The 20,428-nt window shown below is 61.2% G+C and carries 18 protein-coding genes; 2 read left to right on the top strand and 16 right to left on the bottom strand.

Annotation, left to right across the window (positions count from 1 at the left end):
* Nucleotides 1-72: 72 nt before the first annotated feature.
* From NN484_RS22015 to argH, 4 genes are all read right to left on the bottom strand, one after another.
* A complete protein-coding gene (locus NN484_RS22015; RefSeq protein ID WP_274657892.1) occupies nt 73-897 on the bottom strand; it encodes an ABC transporter substrate-binding protein in 825 nt (274 codons plus the stop codon).
* A gap of 38 nt (nt 898-935) precedes the next feature.
* Nucleotides 936-1,700 carry an amino acid ABC transporter ATP-binding protein gene (locus NN484_RS22010; protein ID WP_127647236.1) on the bottom strand — a complete coding sequence of 255 codons (765 nt, stop codon included), beginning with the start codon at nt 1,698-1,700 and terminating at the stop codon, nt 936-938.
* Between the two features lie 10 nt (nt 1,701-1,710).
* A complete protein-coding gene (locus NN484_RS22005) occupies nt 1,711-2,589 on the bottom strand; it encodes an amino acid ABC transporter permease (RefSeq protein ID WP_123468870.1) in 879 nt (292 codons plus the stop codon).
* Between the two features lie 154 nt (nt 2,590-2,743).
* Entirely contained in the window at nt 2,744-4,171 is a 1,428-nt protein-coding gene (gene argH, locus NN484_RS22000; RefSeq protein ID WP_215500163.1) for an argininosuccinate lyase, read from the bottom strand.
* A gap of 298 nt (nt 4,172-4,469) precedes the next feature.
* Between argH and NN484_RS21995 the strand changes: the two genes are divergently transcribed.
* Nucleotides 4,470-5,435: a LysR family transcriptional regulator gene (locus tag NN484_RS21995; protein WP_274657891.1), complete on the top strand. Its 966-nt coding sequence runs from the start codon at nt 4,470-4,472 to the stop codon at nt 5,433-5,435.
* Here the strand turns inward: NN484_RS21995 and NN484_RS21990 are convergent.
* The 10 genes from NN484_RS21990 to arnB all read right to left on the bottom strand — a co-directional run bounded on the left by NN484_RS21990 (nt 5,419) and on the right by arnB (nt 16,448).
* A complete protein-coding gene (locus NN484_RS21990) occupies nt 5,419-5,946 on the bottom strand; it encodes a GNAT family N-acetyltransferase (RefSeq protein ID WP_274657890.1) in 528 nt (175 codons plus the stop codon). The genes NN484_RS21995 and NN484_RS21990 overlap by 17 nt on opposite strands.
* Before the next feature lie 85 nt (nt 5,947-6,031).
* The gene (locus NN484_RS21985; RefSeq protein ID WP_274657889.1) at nt 6,032-7,630 is read right to left on the bottom strand and encodes an ArnT family glycosyltransferase; all 1,599 of its coding nucleotides are present in this window, start codon (nt 7,628-7,630) and stop codon (nt 6,032-6,034) included.
* Nucleotides 7,627-9,006, bottom strand: coding sequence for a UDP-glucose dehydrogenase family protein (locus tag NN484_RS21980; RefSeq protein WP_274657888.1), 1,380 nt, complete (start codon nt 9,004-9,006; stop codon nt 7,627-7,629). The genes NN484_RS21985 and NN484_RS21980 overlap by 4 nt, the downstream gene beginning before the upstream one ends.
* On the bottom strand, nt 9,003-9,416 hold the full coding sequence (arnF, locus tag NN484_RS21975; RefSeq protein WP_127647250.1) for a 4-amino-4-deoxy-L-arabinose-phosphoundecaprenol flippase subunit ArnF: 414 nt from the start codon (nt 9,414-9,416) through the stop codon (nt 9,003-9,005). Before arnF ends, NN484_RS21980 begins: the two co-directional genes overlap by 4 nt.
* On the bottom strand, nt 9,413-9,757 hold the full coding sequence (arnE, locus tag NN484_RS21970) for a 4-amino-4-deoxy-L-arabinose-phosphoundecaprenol flippase subunit ArnE (protein ID WP_127647252.1): 345 nt from the start codon (nt 9,755-9,757) through the stop codon (nt 9,413-9,415). The genes arnF and arnE overlap by 4 nt, the downstream gene beginning before the upstream one ends.
* Nucleotides 9,754-11,403: a lipid IV(A) 4-amino-4-deoxy-L-arabinosyltransferase gene (gene arnT, locus NN484_RS21965; protein ID WP_215500158.1), complete on the bottom strand. Its 1,650-nt coding sequence runs from the start codon at nt 11,401-11,403 to the stop codon at nt 9,754-9,756. The genes arnE and arnT overlap by 4 nt, the downstream gene beginning before the upstream one ends.
* Nucleotides 11,400-12,284 (bottom strand): 4-deoxy-4-formamido-L-arabinose-phosphoundecaprenol deformylase, encoded by an 885-nt coding sequence (gene arnD / locus NN484_RS21960; RefSeq protein ID WP_127647256.1) that lies wholly within the window; start codon nt 12,282-12,284, stop codon nt 11,400-11,402. Before arnD ends, arnT begins: the two co-directional genes overlap by 4 nt.
* Nucleotides 12,284-14,275 carry a bifunctional UDP-4-amino-4-deoxy-L-arabinose formyltransferase/UDP-glucuronic acid oxidase ArnA gene (gene arnA / locus NN484_RS21955; protein WP_274657887.1) on the bottom strand — a complete coding sequence of 664 codons (1,992 nt, stop codon included), beginning with the start codon at nt 14,273-14,275 and terminating at the stop codon, nt 12,284-12,286. Before arnA ends, arnD begins: the two co-directional genes overlap by 1 nt.
* The gene (arnC, locus tag NN484_RS21950) at nt 14,272-15,303 is read right to left on the bottom strand and encodes an undecaprenyl-phosphate 4-deoxy-4-formamido-L-arabinose transferase (protein WP_127647260.1); all 1,032 of its coding nucleotides are present in this window, start codon (nt 15,301-15,303) and stop codon (nt 14,272-14,274) included. Before arnC ends, arnA begins: the two co-directional genes overlap by 4 nt.
* Nucleotides 15,300-16,448: a UDP-4-amino-4-deoxy-L-arabinose aminotransferase gene (gene arnB / locus NN484_RS21945; RefSeq protein WP_274657886.1), complete on the bottom strand. Its 1,149-nt coding sequence runs from the start codon at nt 16,446-16,448 to the stop codon at nt 15,300-15,302. The genes arnC and arnB overlap by 4 nt, the downstream gene beginning before the upstream one ends.
* Before the next feature lie 435 nt (nt 16,449-16,883).
* On the opposite strand from arnB, the gene NN484_RS21940 reads away from it, so the two are divergent.
* On the top strand, nt 16,884-17,774 hold the full coding sequence (locus NN484_RS21940) for a site-specific integrase (protein WP_127647264.1): 891 nt from the start codon (nt 16,884-16,886) through the stop codon (nt 17,772-17,774).
* Here the strand turns inward: NN484_RS21940 and NN484_RS21935 are convergent, their stop codons facing one another.
* Nucleotides 17,775-18,833: an ABC transporter ATP-binding protein gene (locus NN484_RS21935; RefSeq protein ID WP_127647266.1), complete on the bottom strand. Its 1,059-nt coding sequence runs from the start codon at nt 18,831-18,833 to the stop codon at nt 17,775-17,777.
* Nucleotides 18,830-20,425 carry an ABC transporter permease gene (locus NN484_RS21930; RefSeq protein ID WP_274657884.1) on the bottom strand — a complete coding sequence of 532 codons (1,596 nt, stop codon included), beginning with the start codon at nt 20,423-20,425 and terminating at the stop codon, nt 18,830-18,832. Before NN484_RS21930 ends, NN484_RS21935 begins: the two co-directional genes overlap by 4 nt.
* Nucleotides 20,426-20,428 lie beyond the last annotated feature (3 nt).

Raw genomic sequence — 20,428 nt, 5'->3', positions numbered from 1 at the left:
CTGCGATCTTTAAGACCATGATCAAAAGATCGCAGCCTGCGGCAGCTCCTACAGGGGGGCAGCGGCGAAGTGTTACTGACCGGCGTTGATCGTCACTTCCTTGATCGCGCCCAACTCCAGGTCCCACTTCTTCAGGATTGCGTTGTAGCTGCCGTCATCGACCATGCTCTGCAAGGCGACTTTCACCGCCGCGCTCAGCTCGGGTTTTTTCTTGCTCACGCCAAGGCCGGTGAACTGCACCGAGATCGGCTGGCCGACGGTCTTGTACATGTCCTTTTCCTGGGTCTTGAGGTACGACAGCGTTTCGCTGCCCTGCATCGCCGCGTCAATCCGGCTCTGGCGCAGTTGTGCTCGGGCGTCGGCCGAGCCTTCGGTGCCGATCACGTTGATCGCCGGTTTGCCGACGGCCTCACAGTTGGCCTTGCTCCACGCGGCGATTTCTGCCGGGAATGTGGTGCGACGGCTGGTGCCGACTTTCTTGCCGCACAGATCAATGATCTCGTTGGTCGCGGTGTTCTTCTGCAAGGTGTAGAACTGCGGGCCGCTGGTGAAGTAGTCGACGAAAGTCACACTGGCCTGGCGCTCGGCAGTGTCGGTCATGCCCGACAACACCATGTCGACGCGCTCAGTGGTCAGTGCATTGATCATTTGTTCGAAGCCGGTTTCCTGCCATTTGATCTTCACCCCCAGACGTTCGGCCAGAGCGTTGCCCAGGTCGTAGTCCAGACCGGTCAGGGTGTTGGTGGCCGGGTCCTTGAAGTCCATCGGTGGATAGTTCGGCATGATTGCCACGACAATCTCGCCTTTTTCCTTGATGCCGGCCGGCAGGTCGGCGGCCACGGCGAAACCGCAAGACATGACAGAAGCGAGTACAGCGGGGATTACGAAATTCTTCATGGTCGTTCTCTTATGAGTGTTGTGGCACCAATCGGTGCTTAGGTTCGAACGGCAGAAATGAAGCTTTGGGTGCGCGGGTTTTGCGGACTTATTAGTATTTCTTCGGGGCTTCCAGCCTCCACGATCTGCCCGCCGTCCATGAACACCATGCGATTGGAAACTTCGCGGGCGAAGCCCAGTTCATGGGTGACGACGATCATGGTCATGCCGGTCTGCGCCAGATCGCGCATGACCGACAGCACCTCACCGACCAGTTCCGGGTCGAGTGCCGAAGTGGGTTCATCGAACAGCATCAGTTTCGGGCGCATGGCCAGCGCCCTGGCGATGGCGACTCGTTGCTGCTGACCGCCCGAAAGTTCGATCGGGTAGCTGTTGCGTTTGTCGGCCAGGCCGACGCGGGCCAGCAGCTCCAGGGCTTCTTCGTGGGCTTCCTTGGGCGAGCGCTTGAGCACCTGGCACGGGCCTTCGATGATGTTTTGCAGCACAGTCATGTGCGGAAACAGGTTGAAGCGCTGGAACACCATGCCGGTCGCCAGGCGCTGGCGGGCGATCTGCGATTCATTGAGTTCGTGCAGCTTGTTGCCTACGACCCGATAGCCGACCAGTTCGCCGTCGACCCACAAGCCGCCCTTGTCGATCTTTTCCAACTGGTTGACGCAACGCAGCAGGGTGCTCTTGCCCGAGCCGGACGGGCCGATGATGCACAGCACTTCGCCTTGCTCGACTTCGATGTTGATGTCCTTGAGCGCGTGGTACTGGTCGTAATACTTGTTCAGGCTGACGGCCTTGACGATGCTTCTCATGTTCGATTCCTCAAGAACGCTTGCCGGCGCCGCGAGCGAAGCGACGCTCCAGACGGCTTTGACCAAAGGACAGCACGGTGACAGTGGCCAGGTACCAGATGCCGGCGACGATCAGCAGCTCCATCACTCGGGCGTTGGCGTAGTAAATGTTCTGGGCGTTGTAGAGCAGTTCCGAGTACTGGATCACGCTCGCCAGTGAGGTCATCTTGACCATGCCGATGAATTCGTTGCCGACCGGCGGAATAATGATGCGCATGGCCTGCGGCAGGATGATCCGGCGCAGCGCCTGCAGACGCGGCATGCCGATCGACTTGGCCGCTTCGTACTGCCCGGTGTCCACCGACAGCAGGCCGGCGCGCACCACTTCAGCGGTGTAGGCGCCCTGGTTGATGCTCAAGCCGAGCAGCGCTGCCACGAACGGGGTCATCAGGCTCACGGTATCGAGTTCGAACAGCCCGGGGATGCCGATGGTGGGGAAAATCAGCGCCAGGTTGAACCACAGCAGCAGTTGCAGGATCAGCGGCGTACCGCGAAACAGCCAGGTGTAGGTCAGCGCCACGTACCGCAGGATCGGGTTGGCCGACATGCGCATGATCGCCGTGATCACCCCGAACACAATGCCCAGCGCCATCGCCAGGACGGCCATGATGATGGTGTTGAACAGGCCCCACATGATCGCCTGGGAGGTCAGGAACTGGCCGATGTACGACCATTCGATCTTGCCTTCGGCGAAGGCGCGCACCAGGCCGATGATCGCGATGACGATCAGCGTGGCGAAGAAAATCCGCCCGTAATAGCGCCGTGGCACATGCTGGTACTGGGTGATATCGAACTGGTTCTCCGCCAGTTTGCGCTCCGCCTGGAGTCGTTCTGCCTGAGTCTGGCTCATGGTGTTTCTCCGTACACTTGTGTTTCAAATCCAACACCGGCCCCTTGTAGGAGTGAGCCTGCTCGCGATAGCGGTGGGTCAGCCAACATCAATGTTGCATGGGCAGGTGCCATCGCGAGCAAGCTCACTCCTACAGGGTTTTGTGTTTTGGGCTTCAGAGGCGGAAGCCCTGATAGTTTTCCGTCCACTGCTGTTGCGCGGCGAGGGCGGTTTTCAAGCGGCCGATCTGCTCGCGCACCTGTTGCGGCGCGGTACCGCCCCAGCCGCTGCGCGCCGCAATGGCCGCTTCCAGCGTCAGGCTGTCGCGTACATCAGCGGTCAGGCGCGGATCGATCTCGGCCAGCAGCGCCGGCGAGGCTTCCCATAATTCGATGCCATGTTTCTCGCAGGCCTGCACCAGCGCACCGGTGATTTCGTGCGCTTCCTTGAAAGGCACGCCGCGCATCGCCAGCCAGTCGGCGACTTCGGTAGCGAGTGTGAAACCGAGGGGCGCCTGACGCCGTAGTTCTGCCACGTTGACGGTCATGGTCGCGACCATCCCGGCCATCGCCGGGAGTACCAGCAGCAAGGTGTCGACACTGTCGAGCACGCCGTTCTTGTCTTCGCTCAGATCGCGGTTGTACGACAGCGGCAGGGATTTGAGCGTCGAGAGCAAACCGGTGAGATTGCCGATCAGCCGCCCGGCCTTGCCCCGCGCCAGTTCGGCGATGTCCGGGTTTTTCTTCTGCGGCATGATCGAACTGCCGGTGGCGTAGGCATCGTCCAGATCAACCCAGCGGAACTGGCGCGACGACCACAGGCAAAATTCTTCGGCCAGACGTGAAATATTGATCCCCAGCATGCTGGCGATGAACAGGAATTCGGCGACGTGATCGCGGCTGGCGACGGCGTCGATGGAGTTCTCGCAGACGCCGGCATAGCCCATTTCCTTTGCCGATTGCTGCGGCTGGCGAGCGATGGCGGAACCGGCCATGGCGGCAGCACCGAGTGGCGACAACGAGGTGCGGGCGTCCCAGTCCACCAACCGTTGCACATCACGCAGCATCGATTGCGCGTGGGCCAGCAAGTGGTGGGCGAAGACGATCGGCTGCGCCTGCTGCAAGTGCGTGAAACCGGGACAGATGCTTTCGACATGCTGTTCGGCCTGGTCGACCAGCGCCTGTTGCAGAGCGAGGACTTCCACGGCCAGGGTGCGCACATGATCACGCAGGAACAGACGCAGATCGTTGGCGGTCTGGTCGTTGCGCGAACGTCCGGCACGCAGCTTGCCGCCCAAGGCGCCGAGGCGCTCGGTCAGCAGGCGTTCGATGAAGGTGTGAACGTCTTCGTCGTCCAGCGTCGGGGCGATGCTGCCGGCGCGGAAGTCTGCACCGATGGCGTCCAGCGCGGCGAGCATGGTCCGGGTTTCCTGCTCGGTGAGCAGACCGGCACGCTGCAGTTCACCGGCATGCGCCTTGGAACCGGCCAAGTCGTACGGGGTGAGACGGAAATAGCGCTCAGGGCAACGGGACAACGCCGCCAGGGCAGCGGACGGGCCGCTTTTGAATCGGGCGCCCCAGAGACGGTCGGTGGTTTGAGACATGGGTTGTTTTCCTCGTCGGTAACGCGAACTGAAATCGGTGTGCATGACCTGCAAGTTCCGGCTGAACAATCAGCGGACGGATTCAGGCCAAAGCAGTTTTCAAGAGGGCAGTTGCAATGTCGCGAGAGCTGATCGAAGTGTCAGCTTTTAATGTTTGGCGATCAGTGAGTTGGCACTGATGTTCGGGATTTTCTGGCAGTTGCCAAGCCGTGTTTTCTGTGATCATTATTATTAGTCGGCGATGTTTTTGTTGTTGGACACAGATTGTTGAACATTGCGCCAGAGGTAAATCAGCATTATGGAAACCCCACTTTCCAATTCCGGAAACCCACCGCCGAAACCCGCCCATCGCGCGCCGCTGGCGCTGAGTGGCCTGGACTTCAAACTGCTCAAGGTGTTCAAGGCGGTGGTTGAGGCGGGAGGCTTCAGCGCGGCGCAGAACGAGCTGAACGTGGGCCTTGCGGCCATCAGCAAACAGATCTCCGACCTGGAAATTCGTATCGGCATGCGCTTGTGTACCCGTGGGCGCGAGGGCTTTCACCTGACCGAAGAAGGGCGCCTGGTGTATCAGGCGTCAATTGATCTATTTGCCTCTGTCGACAACTTTCGCGACCGGCTTAGTTCTGCGCAAAACGAACTTATTGGGGATCTGGGTGTGGGCGTTATCGACAATACGATCAGCGATCCCAATTCGCCGTTAGTTGCAGCGCTGAAGAAAATCAATGAAGAGTCGCCAAAGGTAAGATTCCAACTTCAAGCGTCGCAGCTGGATGAGGTTGAAAGAGGTGTCGTAGAAGGTCGCTTAGTTGCCGGAATTGTTCCGGTTTATCAACGTCGCGAAGAGTTTGATTATTACCCGCTGTATGAGGAACGCTCGCAAGTGTACTGCGCGCTCGGCCATCCGCTGTTCGACATGCCCGAGGCGCAAATGAGCGGCAATGTGCTGCAGGATTACGAGTGCATCAACCACCGCTATGCGATCCACCGCGATAAGCTCAACTATGCGCGCTATGACAGTTTTTCCGCCTCGGCTACCCAGGTCGAGGCTGTGGCATTGCTGATCAAGACCGGGCGTTTCGTGGGTTTTCTGCCCGAGCATTACGCTGCAACACTGGTCGCGGCCGGGCAGTTTCGTGCGGTGCTGCCGCAGCGGATTCACATCGTGACGCCGTTCAATCTGATCCTGCGTCACAACACGGTGCGCAGTCCGCTGGTCAAGGCGTTTGCCCAAGCCTTGGGGGTCGATCTCAAGGCTGCGGTTTGAGTTCAAGATGCATGGCGCAGCGCCGTTCAATGGGCAAGCCGTGGGCTGCTTCGCTGTTTAACGCATCGAGTAGATGCGCCGGTGTTTCTTGTGGGGTTAACAGGCTAAAGCCGATCCGTTGATAAAATGGCGCGTTCCACGGCAGGTCGGAAAATGTTGTCAGCGTGACGGCGCGAAGTTGCCGCTCAGCGGCGTACTCAATGGCCATCAACAGCAACTTGCGACCCATTCCCTGACCCTGAAAGTGTTGGCTGACGGACAGTTCCTCGACGTGCAGTTGATTGTCGACTTGCACCGCCCGCAGAAAACCGCCAAGTTGCTGATCAGTGTGTTCGGTCACCCACACCAAAGCGCTGCGGACTGCCTGCAAGTGCTGTTCGGCGTCGGGCACGGGGGCATCGGCAAGCCAGGCGAGGGCAGGGTCTACGCGAAACAGTTCGGCGGCCGACCGTTCGATGGCGGGGAGGGCGGCGGCATCACTGTGGCGCGCCCGGCGTACAACAAAACTCATGGTCACTAAATCCCTGTAGGCATTGCCGCAGGCTGCGATCGTTTGATCTTGAAAAAGACCAGAAGATCGCAGCCTTCGCCAACCTCTACAAGGGCTTCACGTACAACAGCACGTAGTCGTTCTTGTCGAAACGACCGGACAACACCGGTTGCAGCCCGGCCAGCGAGGTGCCTTGCAGCGATTGCAGGTCCTTGCTGTCCATCATCAGCCAGGCCGGGCCCTTGATGGCTTCGAGTTGCTGCACCGTCTCGGTGAACTGCGGCTGCAGGTCGTGCTCGACGTTGACCATGAACTTGATCGCCTTGGCGTCTTTGCCCATGCCGTGCAGCACCAGCGGAGCCGGGTTCTGTTGCACCTGAGCGAACGCGGCGCGACTGAATGTCTGCGTGTCGTACAGGCGCCGCTCCACCGGTTCGAACACGGCGGCATACACCGTCCACAACGCCAGGACCGAGCACAGCGCCAACACTTCGGCACGCCAGCGCGGGACCAACAAACGCGACAGGGCGAGCAATTGCAGAGCGCCCAGCACGACCAGCACCAGCGTGAGGCCGTTGAGATGCTCGGGAAACCGGCGCTTGGCAACCAGCAGTGCCACCATCAACAGCCCCGGTGTCAGCAGCCACAGCCCTTGAATCACGCCACGTAACACTCGGAATACCCGCCCGTGCAGCACCTGGAACGGGTACGCCGCAATGATCGCCGCCATCGGCAGCATCGGCAGCAGGTAACGCGCCTTCTTCGCCTGCGGAATCGACAGGCCGACCATCACGATCAACCCGGCGGCCGCGCAGTATTGAACCAGCCGCAACGCCGGCCCGCGCTGATGCGGTTTACTCAGCCAGGTCGCGGCCAGGGCCAGAATCGCCAGCGGATACGCCAGTGCGTAGTTGCCCATGGAACTGGTGAAGTAATACAGCGAACCGCTGACGCCCTCACTGCCGTCCATACGCCCCATGAACTGCATGCGGATCACGTCCTGCAGGAACGCCTCGCCACCGCTCAGCCTGGCCAGCCACAACAGCAGACCGACGCAGGCAGCGAGCAGGATCGACGCCAGCACACCGAACACGAACAGGCGTTTCCACTCACGGTTGAGCAGGTAATAACTGCAGAGCATGCCGGTTGGCACCACCAGGCCGATGGGCCCGCGAATGCCGAAACCCAGCAGCAACAGGACAAAAATCAGCGCCCAGCGCCGGCCAGAGCCGAAGTGGTCGTGCGCGTAACCCAGGTAAAACACCGACAGCGCGACGGCCGCCAGCATCAGGTCTTGCGACACCGCGCGCACTTCGGTGACGAAGGTGCTGGTGAGCATCAACAGCGCAATGCTGATCAACGCCCAACGTTGCGAATGCACCGCCAGCAAGCGGTACATCAACGTCACGATCACCGCACCGGCGATCGCGCTGGGCAGCCATGCGGTCAAGGTATTGACCGCGCCGAAGGGTAGCGACAACAACCAGATGAACAGCGTCGAGAGCGCCGAATAATCGGCGTACGGCTGGCCGTAGGTGGTCGGGAATACCGTTGGCCCGTGTCTCAACATCTCTTGGGCAAACAGCACGAAACGTGAATCGAAGCCAATGGGAGCCTGTCCGTAAACCCCGGCGATAAACAACAGCAGTGCCAGCAGCCCCGCGATCAGGGACTGCCGGCGGATGACAGGCGACAACGTAATCAAGCGACGTCCGCAGTGTTAGGCCACTGCTGCAGCGGCATCGGCAGTTTGCGCGAATCGCCACGGCCGATCGGGAAGTACTTGAAGCCGTTACGCGCCAGACGCTCGGCGTCGTACAGGTTGCGGCCGTCGAAGATCACCGGGGCTTTCAGGCGCTGCTCGATCAGGTCGAAATCCGGCGCTTTGAACTGCTGCCATTCGGTGCAGATGATCAGCGCATCGGAGCCTGCGAGCACCGATTCCGGGGTGCCCATCAGCATCAGTTTCTCTTCGTTCGGGTACAGATGCTGGGTTTCCTGCATCGCTTCCGGGTCGAACGCACGCACACTGGCGCCGGCGGCGAACAGCGAATCGAGCAGCACGCGGCTCGGCGCATCGCGCATGTCGTCGGTGTTCGGTTTGAACGCCAGGCCCCACAGGGCGAAGGTCTTGCCGCGCAGGTCGCCCTTGTAGAACGCATTGATGCGGTCGAACAGCTTGTGCTTCTGCCGCTCGTTGATCGCCTCGACCGCTTGCAGCAGGTCGCTGGAGCAATGCGCCTGTTCGGCGCTGTGGATCAGCGCGCGCATGTCTTTGGGGAAGCACGAACCGCCATAACCGCAGCCCGGGTAGATGAAGTGATAACCGATGCGCGTGTCGGCACCGATGCCCTGACGCACCGACTCGATGTCCGCACCCAGGTGTTCGGCCAGCTCGGCGATCTGGTTGATGAAGCTGATTTTGGTCGCCAGCATGCAGTTGGCGGCGTATTTGGTCAGCTCGGCGCTGCGCAGGTCCATGAACATGATGCGGTCGTGGTTGCGGTTGAACGGCGAGTACAGGTCGCGCATCACGTCGCGCACTTCGTCGCCTTCACAGCCGATGACGATGCGGTCGGGACGACGGCAATCGGACACCGCCGAACCTTCCTTGAGAAATTCCGGGTTGGAGACGATATCGAACTGCAGCACACGACCAGCCTTGTCCAGCGCGGCTTGAATGTGCGCACGCAGGGTGTCGCCGGTGCCGACCGGTACGGTGGATTTCTCCACCAGGATCAGCGGCTGCTCACGGTGGCGGGCCACGGCGTCACCCACCGACAGCACGTATTTCAGGTCGGCCGAGCCGTCGTCGCTGGACGGTGTGCCCACGGCGATGAACGCTACGCGACCGTGCTGCACGGCAAGTTTTTCATCGGAGGTGAAATGCAGGCGACTGGAGTCCAGGCCTTCGCGCACCAGGCTCGACAGGCCCGGCTCGAAGATGCTGACGTGTCCCTGGCGCAGCAGCTCGACTTTCTTCTGATCGATGTCCATGCACACGACGTCGTGACCGACTTCGGCCAACACGGCGGCCTGTACCAGACCGACATAACCGCTACCAAATACTGTGATTTTCATGGAGCACTCCTGAATTCGGGCGCACGAGACGGACGAGTGTTAATAGTGATGACCCCGAGCATGACCAGTGCCACGCCCAGTGATTTAGTGAAACTGAAGGATTCGTTGAACAGCGGCAGACTGGCCGCCAGCAGGTACACCAGCGCATAGCTGATGCTCAACAGTGAATAGGCCCGCCCCAGCGGCAGGTCGCGCAACGCCGCGAGCCAGCAGAGCATCGACAGGGCGTAGGCGAAAATCGCCGCCACAACCACCGCCAATGCCGACAGATCGACGCTGCCGGTGCTCAGCGCCGTCAACCATTGCTCCGGTTGCGGCAGGCGCGTCATGCTCCAGCGCATGCCCAGTTGGGCACTGCTGACCAACCCCACGCTGGCCAGCGCAAATCCGATACCCCGTGCCTTGTTCATGATTGTTGCCCCAGCAAAACCACGCCGCCGATCACCAGCGCCACGCCCAGCCAATGCTGGCGGTCGATGGGCTCGCGAAAGACGAAGCGGGCGATCAGGGTGATCAACACAAAGTTGAGGCTGAGCATCGGGTAAGCGATGCCCACTTCAAGGCGTTGCAACACCAGCAGCCAGACCAACAGCCCGCTACCGAGAGCAAACAGCGCCAGCCACAACCACGGCGAACACAATTTGTCGGCCCACGACGAATCAACGCCACGCCAGCTCTCCACGGCGAATTTCTGTGCGACTTGCCCCAGGCAGGTCAGCAGACACGCTGTCAGTAACAGCAACCAACTCATGACGGATCCTTGGGCAGAACCATGATCACCAGATTCCCCGATTCGTAACGGGTACCGTCCTTGGGCAGCAGGTCGAGCTCTTCGAGCTCATCCTGCCCTTTGACGCGCATCAGCACACCGACCGATCCGCTGCGGCGGGCCTCGCGTACCCATTGTTGAACCGTGTCTTTGGTGATCCGGCGTTCGGCCGCTTCAGGGTAGGCCAGACCGTACTTGAGTTCGCCGACCGTGTTGTACAACGCCACGTCCGGTTTTTTCATGCGCCAGGCCAATGCCGCTGCGGCGCCCAGATCATTGCTCAGCAAATGCGTGGTGCCGGACAGTTCCGTGACGTGGTGACGAATGAACTGATCGGGGGTTTTGTTGGCCACCACCGATTTGGGCAATGCCGCCGGCAGGATCCCGGCCAGTAACAGGCTGCCCAGCGCCGGCGCCGCCCAGCACTGCAGCGGCAGAAACGCTTGCGCCAGGTTGGCGATGATCCAGCCGATCAGGGCGATGAACACCAGCACCATGCTGTGCAGTTCGTGGTCGTACACCGGTTTTTTCAATTGCAGGTAAACCAGTGCGATCAGCGTGACCACGCCCAGCAGCAGGTTGAGCAGGCCATTGATCCCCAGCGCCCGACCTTGTTCCAGACGCAAGCGATCAGCCAGCGCATTGCCCAGCAACAACGCCATCGGCAACAGGCAGGGCAGGATGTAGGTCGGCAGCTTGCCGTTGCTCAGGCTGAAAAAGCCCAGCGGCAGCAACAGCCACAACAGCAGAAAGACCATCTTCGGCTGGGCACGGGTTTGCCACGCTTGCCGGAACGCCGTCGGCAACAGGCCCACCCACGGCAGACTGAACGCCACCAGCAGCGGCAGGTAAAACCACCACGGTGCATCGTGCTGCGCGTCATCCCCGGCAAAGCGGCGGATGTGTTCGTGCCAGAAGAAGAACCGCCAGTAGTCCGCTTCCTGTGCATGCACCGCCAATGCCCATGGCAAGCTGACGATGATCGCGATGGCGATCGCCACCGGACCGAACACCAGCAGTTCGCGCCAGCGTTTCTGCCAGAGCATCCACGGCAACGCGATCAGCACCGGCAGCAACCAGGCAAGAAAACCCTTGGTCATGAAACCCATACCGCAGGACAGCCCCAGCAGCGCCCAGGCGCCCAGACGTTGACCGGTGCTGCGGCTGTCCACGGCAAACCACAGCGCCACCAGACTCAGGTTGACCCAGAAGGTGAATTGCGGATCGAGGTTGGCGTATCCGGCCTGACCGGCAATGACCGTGAAGCTCATGTAGAGCAGGGCGCAGACGAAGCTCTTGCGCGGATCGTTCCACAACCGGCGCGCGATCAGGTAGGCCAGCAGCACACTCAACGCAGTGCTGAGGACCGAGGCGAAACGTACGCCGAACAGGTTCTGTCCGAACAACGCTTGGCCGATGGCGATCATCCAGTAGCCGGCAATCGGTTTTTCGAAGTAACGCAGACCCATGAAATGCGGCGATACCCAGTTGCCGCTCAGCAGCATGTCCTGGCTGATCTGTGCGTAACGGGTTTCGTCGGGGATCCACAGGCCGTGGGTGCTCAACGGCAACAGATAGGCCAGCAGACAGAGCCCGACCAACAGCGGCAGTGCCCAGCGTTTGGTCATGCGCCTTGCACTCCCAGCCAGCCTTCACGGCCTTCGAGCGCACCGCGTTGCACGCGGCCCACGGGCAGGGTGTTGAAATACTCGGGCAGCAAGTTGCCCAAGGGTTGGAAGTCAATGTTGCGCTGGCGTGCATCGGCCAGCAATTGACGAAAGTCCTGAGCCATCAGAATCCCTTCTACTTCGGCATGAATGGTGTAGACGTTGAGTGCTTGCGGCCGGAACCGGTCGAGGATGAAGGCGTTGAAGTCCTTCGCCGCCACGTGCGGACCGACGACTTCGTCGAAGGTCGGCAGGTCCACCGGAATCTGCGGCGTGCCCGGCGTGCCGTCCGCCAGCAGCGGACGGAACAGGCTCTGCCCGCGGCAATCGCTGTTGTAGCGAAAGCCGAAGGTCTGCTTGGCCTCGATCACGCGCTCGTCCGCACGCCAACCGGCGGCGGCCGAACACTGGATCTTTTCTCCGAGGATGTCGCTCAGCGTATCGACGCCCCGACGGATCTGTTCGATCAGTTGGGCATCGCTCCAGCGCCCGGCATTCGCCTGCCAGCCATGGTGATCCCAGGCGTGCAGGCCGACTTCGTGACCGGCGTCCCGGGCCTGACGCATCAGGTGCCCGAGATCACGGCCAATCGGTTTGCCGGGCCAGGCGGTGCCGGCCAGCAGAATGTCCCAGCCGTACAGGCCGGCAGCGTTGGAACGCAGCATTTTCCAGAGGAATTGCGGGCGGATCAGGCGCCACAGATGCCGGCCCATGTTGTCCGGGCCGACACTGAAGAAAAACGTTGCCTTGACCTGAGCCTCGTCGAGCATCTCCAACAGTCGCGGCACACCTTCACGGGTGCCACGGTAGGTGTCGACATCGATACGAAGACCTGCCTGCATTACTTCTTGTCCGCGATTTCGAGCATGGCTTCACGCAGGAAGAAGTCCAGGGTGTTGCCGATGGTCTCGCGCATTTCCACGGTCGGCTCCCAGTTCAGCAGGCGCTTGGCGTTGGCAATGCTTGGCTTGCGGTGTTCCACGTCCTGGTAACCGGCACCGTAGAACGCCTTGCTTTCCACGTCGCGGAAACCGGCGAACGGAGGGAAGTTGTGGCGCAGCGGGTGCGCTTCGAACTGACGCAGCAGCTCTTCGCCCAACTGACGGATGCTGGCTTCGTTGTCCGGGTTGCCGATGTTGATGATCTGGCCGTTGCAGACGTCGTTGTCGTTATCGATGATGCGCGCCAGTGCCTCGACGCCGTCAGCGATGTCGGTGAAGCAACGCTTCTGCTCGCCGCCGTCGAACAGACGGACTGGCGTGCCTTCCACCAGGTTGAGGATCAGTTGGGTGATGGCGCGGGAACTGCCGATTCGGGCCGAATCCAGACGGTCCAGACGCGGGCCCATCCAGTTGAACGGACGGAACAGGGTGAAATTCAGGCCCTTGGCGCCGTAAGCCCAGATCACGCGGTCCAGCAGTTGCTTGGAGACCGAGTAGATCCAGCGCTGCTTGTTGATCGGGCCGACGATCAGGTTCGAGCTGTCTTCATCGAAGTTCTTGTCCTGGCACATGCCATAGACTTCCGAGGTCGACGGGAAGATCACGCGCTTGTTGTACTTGACGCAGTAACGAACCAGTTTCAGGTTCTCTTCGAAGTCCAGTTCGAATACGCGCAGCGGGTTGCGGGTGTATTCGATCGGGGTGGCGATGGCCACCAGCGGCAGAACCACGTCGCACTTCTTGATGTGGTACTCGATCCACTCGGAGTGAATGCTGATGTCGCCTTCGACGAAGTGGAAGTTCGGATGGCTGCGCAGACGGTCGATGGCGTCGGAGCCGATGTCCAGACCATAGACTTCGTAGCGGTCGTCACGCAGCAGGCGCTCGGACAGGTGGTTACCGATGAAGCCGTTGACACCGAGGATCAGCACGCGGGTACGACGAGGCGCGCGACCGGATTCGGCACCGCGCAGCAGTGAGCCGTCAACCAGGCCCAGTTCGTTGGCCAGTTGCGGGCCGCTGAGGTACAGGCCGCTGTCGTTGCGCTGACCGGCGTTGATCACCAGCGAGTCCTGACCGCAGGCAATGCGCAGCGGATCGACGCTGATCACGCGGCCTGGCGCCTGGCCTTCGTTGCCCTTGACGACTTCAGCGCTCCAGACGATCAGCTTGTGCTCGCCCACGGCGCAGAACGCGCCCGGGTAAGGACGGGTCACGGCGCGAACCAGGTTGAACAGTTCTTCGGCCGGTTTGGCCCAGACCAGTTTGCCGTCTGCCGGGGTACGACGGCCAAATACGGTGGCTTTGGATTCGTCTTGCGGGGTTTCGGTGATCTTGCCTTGCAGCATGTTCGGCAGGGTGTCGCGCAGCAGGTCGCTGGCGGCCGTGCGCAGTTTGGCGTGCAGGGTCAGGCCGGTGTCGCTGCGCTCGATGGCAACGCGTTGCTGGGCAACTATGGCGCCAGCATCAGCGCGCTTGACCATGCGGTGCAAGGTCACGCCGGTTTCGGTTTCGCCGTTGACCAGCACCCAGTTCGCCGGTGCGCGGCCGCGGTAGCGTGGCAGCAGCGAGCCGTGCAGGTTGAACGCACCTTTTTTGGCCAGGGCCAGCAGTGGCTCGCTCAGCAAGTTGCGGTAGTAGAAGGAGAAAATGTACTCCGGGTCCAGCTTGGCGATGCGCTCGATCCACAGCGGGTGGTTGGCGTCTTCCGGGGCGTGCACCGGGATGCCTTTGTTGGCGCACAGCTGTGCAACCGATGCATAGAAAGCGTTTTCTTTCGGATCATCGGCGTGAGTGAACACTGCTGCAATGTCGTAGCCGCTGTTGAGCAGGGCTTCAATGCCGGCGCAGCCAATATCGTGGTAGGCGAAGACAACAGTTTTTGCACTCATGAGAGAACCTGATCGGAAGTAGAGGAGTTAGAAGCAGTAGAAAGACCATCAACGGTGACCGCAGGGGCCGGATCGGCCGGCTGGCTGCGCAGCACCTTTTCAATGAAGAAACGCGGACGGGCGCGCACATCGCTGTACATGCGGCCCAGGTATTCACCCAAAAGCCCCATGCCGATGAACTGACCACCGGTGAACACGAACAGCACGGCGAACAGCACGAACGTACCGTCACCGGCCCATCCGGCACCGAACGCCAGACGCAGAACGATCAGCGCGACGGCGAACAGCACACCCAGCCCGGCCATGGCGAAGCCGACGATGCTCAGCAGACGCAGCGGGGTGGTGGTCATGCAGGTGACCAGATCGAACATCAGGTTGATCAGGCGCATCGGGCTGTATTTGGAATCGCCGTGTTCACGCTCGGCGTGGGCCACGACGATTTCGGTGGTGTGGCGGGCGAAACTGTTGGCCAGGATCGGGATGAACGTGCTGCGTTCGCGGCAGGCGAGCATCGCGTCGATGATGGTGCGGCGGTAGGCGCGCAGCATGCAGCCGTAGTCGCTCATGGCGACGCCGGTGGAGCGTTGCACGGCAAGGTTGATCAGCTTCGACGGGTAGCGGCGCAGGGCCGAATCCTGACGGTTGCCACGCACGGTGCCGACCACGTCGTAACCTTTTTCGGCTTCGGCCACCAGCCGTGGAATTTCTTCCGGCGGGTTCTGCAGGTCGGCGTCGAGGGTGATCACCACGTCGCCTTTGCACTGTTCGAAACCGGCCATGATCGCGGCGTGCTGACCATAGTTGCGGTTGAGGATTACCGCCACGAACGGGCTGTTTTCACGGCCAGCGGCTTCTTCAAGCATGTTTGCCGATTCGTCGCGGCTGCCGTCGTCGACCAGCACGATTTCAAAGTCGTGTTTCAGCTGGCGGCAAGCCGCCTCGGTACGACGCAGCAGTTCAGGCAGGCTTTCCTGTTCGTTGTAGACCGGGATGACGATCGACACGCTACGGATTGGATAGGGTTTCACAGGCGGTTTTCCATGATTTGTTCGATGGCACCGACCACACGGTCAAGGTCTTGACCGGTCATGTCGGGGAACAGTGGAATCGAGCACAGCCGCGCCGAGTTCCATTCGGTGTTGGGCAGGTACAGGTCGGGGTCACGCTGGCGATACCAGGTGTGCAGGTGGGTGGCGATAAAGTGGATACCGGTGCCGATGCCCTGATCCTGCAACGCCTTCATGAAGGCTTCGCGATCCATGCCGCAACGCTCGCTGTCGATGCGCAGGATGAACAGGTGCCAGGCGTGTTGCTGAGCGTAGTCGGGCAGCGCCAGTGGTTGCACCGGCAGGCCTTCGAATCGTTGCAGATAAGTGGTCGCCAGTTCGGTGCGACGGGCGTTGATTTCGTCCAGGCGCTGCAGCTGCACCAGGGCAATCGCGGCGTTGATGTCGGCTAGGTTGTACTTGAAGCCCGGCTCCATCACTTGCGCCTGCGGCTTGCGGCCACCGGTCAGGCGGTCATAGGCGTCGACGCCCAGGCCGTGGAATTTGAGCATGCGCACGCGGCTGGCGAGGGCTTCGTCGTCGGTGACGAACATCGCGCCTTCGGCACAGGTCATGTTCTTGATGGCATGGAAGGAAAAAATCGCCGTGCCTTGCGAACCGACGTGACGCCCCTTGTAACGGGTGCCGGCAGCGTGGGCGGCGTCTTCGATGACCGGGATGCCATGCTTGTCAGCCAGGGCATACAGCGGATCGAGGTCGAACGCGGCGCCGGCGTAGTGCACCGGGATGATCGCCTTGGTACGCGGGGTGATGGCCGCTTCGATGCGCGCAGCGTCGGTCATCAGCGTATCGCGGTCGACATCGACGAACACCGGTTTGGCGCCGAGCAGGGAAATCATGTTCGCGGTTGAGACCCAGGTCTGCGACGGGGTGATGACTTCGTCGCCCGGGCCAATGCCCAGGGCCAGCAGGGTGATGTGCATCCCGCCGGTGGCCGAAGACAAGGCCACTGCATGTTTGCAACCCACATACTGCGCAAACTGCTCTTCGAGTGCCTGGTTTTTCGGCCCCGTCGTGATCCAGCCCGAGCGCAACACCTGCTCGACGGCTGCAATTTCCTCATCGCCAATACTCGGGCGGGAGAAGGGGAGAAAGGCCTGACTCATGGGCACCTCATTGAAAAAAATAAAGGGCGGACTCACGGACACGTTGGATCCAGCCTCAGCGTAGACGCAGAAAATCGCTCCTGCATCAATAACTTGGCAAAAAAAGCATGACGTCGGGGATTGATTGACTTTTCACGATTTGCCCGGCAGGTTGGGCATAGCCACTACCGAACCTATGGGAATTAAGGTTATGCCGGTTTTTGTGAAAGGAACATGAAAAACCGGTTGGCGAATCGTTTATCTGTCACTTATACAGCCGCTGTTCAGGCTTCTGCCGTCCATCGCAGTTTTTGTCGGCCAGTGCGGCCAAAGTACCTTCTTTACTTCAAGTACATTGCATTTGTTAGTTGCTGTTGTGCTGTACATTTTTTACTCAAGGTTTAACGTTTGATTGATTTAGTTGCTGCAACCCCAGACGCTCCAAAAACCAACCCGATGAGCCTGTACCTCGCGCGTTTGGCGCCCTCCAGCCAGCTCACCATGCGCTACGTGCTGCAAGATGCAGCCGATCGCCTGGGTTTCGAAGACATGAATGTCGAAGAGATTCCGTGGCACGCCTTGCAACCGGAAGATGTTGTAGCGCTGGTCGCCGCATTGCGCGCAGACAACTATGCGCCGAACACTTCTTCGTTGTATGTCAATGCGGTGCGCGGGGTCATGAATGAGGCCTGGCGCATGAGTCTGATCAGCCAGGAACATCTTTTGAAGATGCGCTCGGTCAAGGGCATCGCCGGTACACGTCTGTCCCAGGGCCGCAATCTCAAGCGCACGCTGATTCACGAATTGATGGAAGTCTGCGCCGCCGACCCACGCCCGCAGGGCCTGCGCGACGCCGCAATCATTGCCTTGCTGTACGGTACCGGCATGCGCAAGTCGGAATCGGTGGACCTTGATCTGAACCAGGTCGACTTCAGCGAACGCAGCCTGTGCGTCACTGCCAAAGGCAATAAACAGTTGATCAAGTACGCGCCGGCATGGGCGTTCAGCAAGCTCGATGCATGGCTCGAACTGCGCCGTTCGCAGCTCAAGGACGGCGAGAGTGACGATGCGTTCCTGTTCAACCGCATTCGCCGTGGCAGCCACATCACCCGTGAGCGCATCACCAAACACGCGATCTACTACATCGCCCGCCAGCGTGGCACGCAGGTCGGGGTGAAGATCATGCCCCACGACTTCCGTCGTTCGTTCATCACCCGAGTGATCGAGGAGCACGACCTTTCGATCGCGCAGAAACTCGCGCATCACAGCAACATCCAGACCACCGCCAACTACGATGTGCGCGATGACAACGAGCGGCGGCGAGCAGTGGATCGCTTCGATCTCTGATCAGTTCAGGCCAAATACATGCGCCGCACCGAGCACTGACAGTTGCACCGCGCTGCCGGCGGGCGGTGCGTGCATGCCGGTACTGCGCACCAGAATCGAACGGACCGGATCCTGAGCAGGGGAGGCGCTCAGCTCGACGGTCAAGGTGCAGGTGTTGCCGGCAAAATCGCGCTCGGTGACCGTCGCATGGCAACCCGGGCTGTCCGTTGGTACTTCGGCGATCTGCAATTGCTCGGGGCGCAGCATGATCTGCGCGGCGCCGCTGAAACCGTTGCTGTTGACCGCCACCTGACCCAGATCGCAGTGCGCCCAACCGGCCTCGATCCGCGCGGGCAGCACCACGGCTTCGCCGAGAAAATGCGCGGTCTGTTCGTCGTTCGGATAGCGGTAGAGGTCCATCGGATGCCCGGACTGCACCAGGCGCCCGCCACGCATCACCGCCAATTGGTCGGCGAATGACAACGCTTCGCTCTGATCGTGGGTCACCAGAATGGTCGTGACGCCAGCGGCTTCGAGCAGGCGCGCGACCATTTTGCGCATGGCACTGCGCAAACCAGTGTCGAGCGCGGAAAACGGCTCGTCGAGCAGCATCAAACGCGGCTGCTGCGCCAGGGCGCGGGCCAGCGATACCCGCTGTTGCTGGCCGCCGGACAGTTCATGCGGCCAACGGTTGGCCATGTTTGCGTCCAGCGCGACACTGTCCATCAACTCAAGGATGCGCTGGGTGCGGGCCGCGCCGGTCAGGGCCAGACCGAAACCGATATTTGCTGCCACCGTCATGTGCGGGAACAGCGCCCCGTCCTGCGGAACGTAGCCGATCTGCCGTTGATAGGCCGGCACCGCGTGGGTGCGATCGACCAGCGTCTGGCCGTTGAGCGTAAGGCTGCCGCGGTCGGGAAATTCGAACCCGGCGATCATCCGCAACAGCGTGGTTTTGCCGGAGCCAGAGGGGCCGACGATGACCGTGCGGCTGCCGGTCGGCACGTTGAGGCTGACGTCATCGAGCGCTTTTTGCGCGCCGAAGGTTTTACTGAGGTTGAGCAGTTCGAGTGCGTTCATCGGCCAGCGGTACGCCTGGATTGGTGATAGAGAATGGCCGTCAGCGGCAGTGAAAGCAGGATCATCAGCAGCGCGTAGGGCGCGGCAGCGGCGTAATCGATTTCGCTGGTCATCGCCCAGAAGCCAGTGGCGAGGGTGCGCGTGCCGTTGGGCGCGAGCAGCAGGGTCGCGGTCAGTTCATTGGTGATCGCCAGAAACACCAGCGCCGCACCGGCGGCCGCGCCCGGTGCCGCCAGCCTTACCGTGATCAGCCACAACGCCCGAAATGGCGAGCGACCGAGGCTTTGCGCGATGTTTTCCAGCTCCACCGGAGCCTGAGCGAAACCGGCGCGCAGGCTCACCAGGGCGCGCGGCAGGAACATCAGCAGATACGCCAGCAGCACGGTGATGGTCGTCTGGTAAATCGGCCGGGCCAAATGGATGGTCACGGTCACCAGTGCCAAGGCTACGACGATGCCGGGCAGCGAACTGGTGATGTAATTGCAGCCTTCCAGCAAACGCTGCAACTTGCCGGGAGCGCGAATCGACAGCCAAGCGATGGGAATGGCCGCGACGCTGGTCAGCAACGCGCCGGCCACCCCGTACGACAGCGTTTGCAGCAAGGCGGGCAGCAATTCGTCGCCTTGCCAGACCTGCACGCCACCAGCCAGCAGCCAGCGACCCAGTGTCAGCAAGGGCACACCGAGTGCCAGCAGGCAGGTCAGGGTTTGCAGCAGTAACGCCAATGTCGTCGCGCCACGGCCCAGTTGCACGCTGCGTTGATCCCGGGCGCTGCCGGAGCCGACTCGCGCATAACGCGCCTGGCCACGGGCGGCGGATTCAGCCGTGAGCATCGCCAGACAGCACAACGCCAGAACCCCGGCGAGCATGTTGGCGGCCGGGCCGTTGAAGGTCGACTTGAACTGGTCGAAGATCGCAGTGGTGAAGGTGTCGAAACGGATCATCGCGTACAAGCCGTATTCGGCCAGCAGATGCAGGCCGACCAGCAACGCGCCACCGCAAATCGCCAGGCGCAGTTGCGGCAACACCACCCGAAAAAACACCGCCCATGGCTTGAGGCCCAGGGATTGCGCGACGTCTTCAATGGCCGGGTCGAGACGACGCAAAGTCGCCGCGATCGGCAAGTACAAAAACGGGAAATACGCGATCACCGACACCAGTACACCCGCAGGCAAACCGTGGATCGACGGAATCAGGCTGACCCACGCATAGCTGTGGACGAACGCCGGCACGGCCAGCGGTGCCACCGCCAGCAGTGACCATAGACGCCGACCGGGCAGATTGCTGCGTTCGGTCAGCCAGGCCAGCGTGGTGCCGAGCAGGATGCACAGCGGCAGGGTGATCAGCACCAGCAACACGGTGTTGATCAGCAATTCGCCGACCCGTGGGCGGAACACCAGGGCTTCGATGGTCGCCCAACCGGTGTACCACGACACGCCGATCACGAATGCAATCGGCAGCAGTGACAGTAACGACACCAGAATCGCCGTGGTTACCACCCACGAGCCGCCGCGCCCGGCGATGACGCGGTGAGGGTGCGGGGCACTGGCGGAGTCCGTCGCAACGGCCTGCGCAGGCAAGGTCTGTGGCATCAC

Source organism: Pseudomonas serboccidentalis (assembly GCF_028830055.1).
Classification (GTDB): domain Bacteria; phylum Pseudomonadota; class Gammaproteobacteria; order Pseudomonadales; family Pseudomonadaceae; genus Aquipseudomonas; species Aquipseudomonas serboccidentalis.
Note: the sequence above shows the minus strand (reverse complement) of the source record. Positions and strands in the feature narration are given on the sequence as shown.

Excerpts from the sequence above, each read along its gene's own strand:
- NN484_RS22015 (WP_274657892.1), bottom strand. The coding sequence starts at position 897 with ATGAAGAATTTCGTAATCCCCGCTGTACTCGCTTCTGTCATGTCTTGC.
- NN484_RS22010 (WP_127647236.1), bottom strand. The coding sequence starts at position 1,700 with ATGAGAAGCATCGTCAAGGCCGTCAGCCTGAACAAGTATTACGACCAG.
- NN484_RS22005 (WP_123468870.1), bottom strand. The coding sequence starts at position 2,589 with ATGAGCCAGACTCAGGCAGAACGACTCCAGGCGGAGCGCAAACTGGCG.
- argH (WP_215500163.1), bottom strand. The coding sequence starts at position 4,171 with ATGTCTCAAACCACCGACCGTCTCTGGGGCGCCCGATTCAAAAGCGGC.
- NN484_RS21995 (WP_274657891.1), top strand. The coding sequence starts at position 4,470 with ATGGAAACCCCACTTTCCAATTCCGGAAACCCACCGCCGAAACCCGCC.
- NN484_RS21990 (WP_274657890.1), bottom strand. The coding sequence starts at position 5,946 with ATGAGTTTTGTTGTACGCCGGGCGCGCCACAGTGATGCCGCCGCCCTC.
- NN484_RS21980 (WP_274657888.1), bottom strand. The coding sequence starts at position 9,006 with ATGAAAATCACAGTATTTGGTAGCGGTTATGTCGGTCTGGTACAGGCC.
- arnF (WP_127647250.1), bottom strand. The coding sequence starts at position 9,416 with ATGAACAAGGCACGGGGTATCGGATTTGCGCTGGCCAGCGTGGGGTTG.
- arnE (WP_127647252.1), bottom strand. The coding sequence starts at position 9,757 with ATGAGTTGGTTGCTGTTACTGACAGCGTGTCTGCTGACCTGCCTGGGG.
- arnT (WP_215500158.1), bottom strand. The coding sequence starts at position 11,403 with ATGACCAAACGCTGGGCACTGCCGCTGTTGGTCGGGCTCTGTCTGCTG.
- arnD (WP_127647256.1), bottom strand. The coding sequence starts at position 12,284 with ATGCAGGCAGGTCTTCGTATCGATGTCGACACCTACCGTGGCACCCGT.
- arnA (WP_274657887.1), bottom strand. The coding sequence starts at position 14,275 with ATGAGTGCAAAAACTGTTGTCTTCGCCTACCACGATATTGGCTGCGCC.
- arnB (WP_274657886.1), bottom strand. The coding sequence starts at position 16,448 with ATGAGTCAGGCCTTTCTCCCCTTCTCCCGCCCGAGTATTGGCGATGAG.
- NN484_RS21940 (WP_127647264.1), top strand. The coding sequence starts at position 16,884 with ATGAGCCTGTACCTCGCGCGTTTGGCGCCCTCCAGCCAGCTCACCATG.
- NN484_RS21935 (WP_127647266.1), bottom strand. The coding sequence starts at position 18,833 with ATGAACGCACTCGAACTGCTCAACCTCAGTAAAACCTTCGGCGCGCAA.
- NN484_RS21930 (WP_274657884.1), bottom strand. The coding sequence starts at position 20,425 with ATGCCACAGACCTTGCCTGCGCAGGCCGTTGCGACGGACTCCGCCAGT.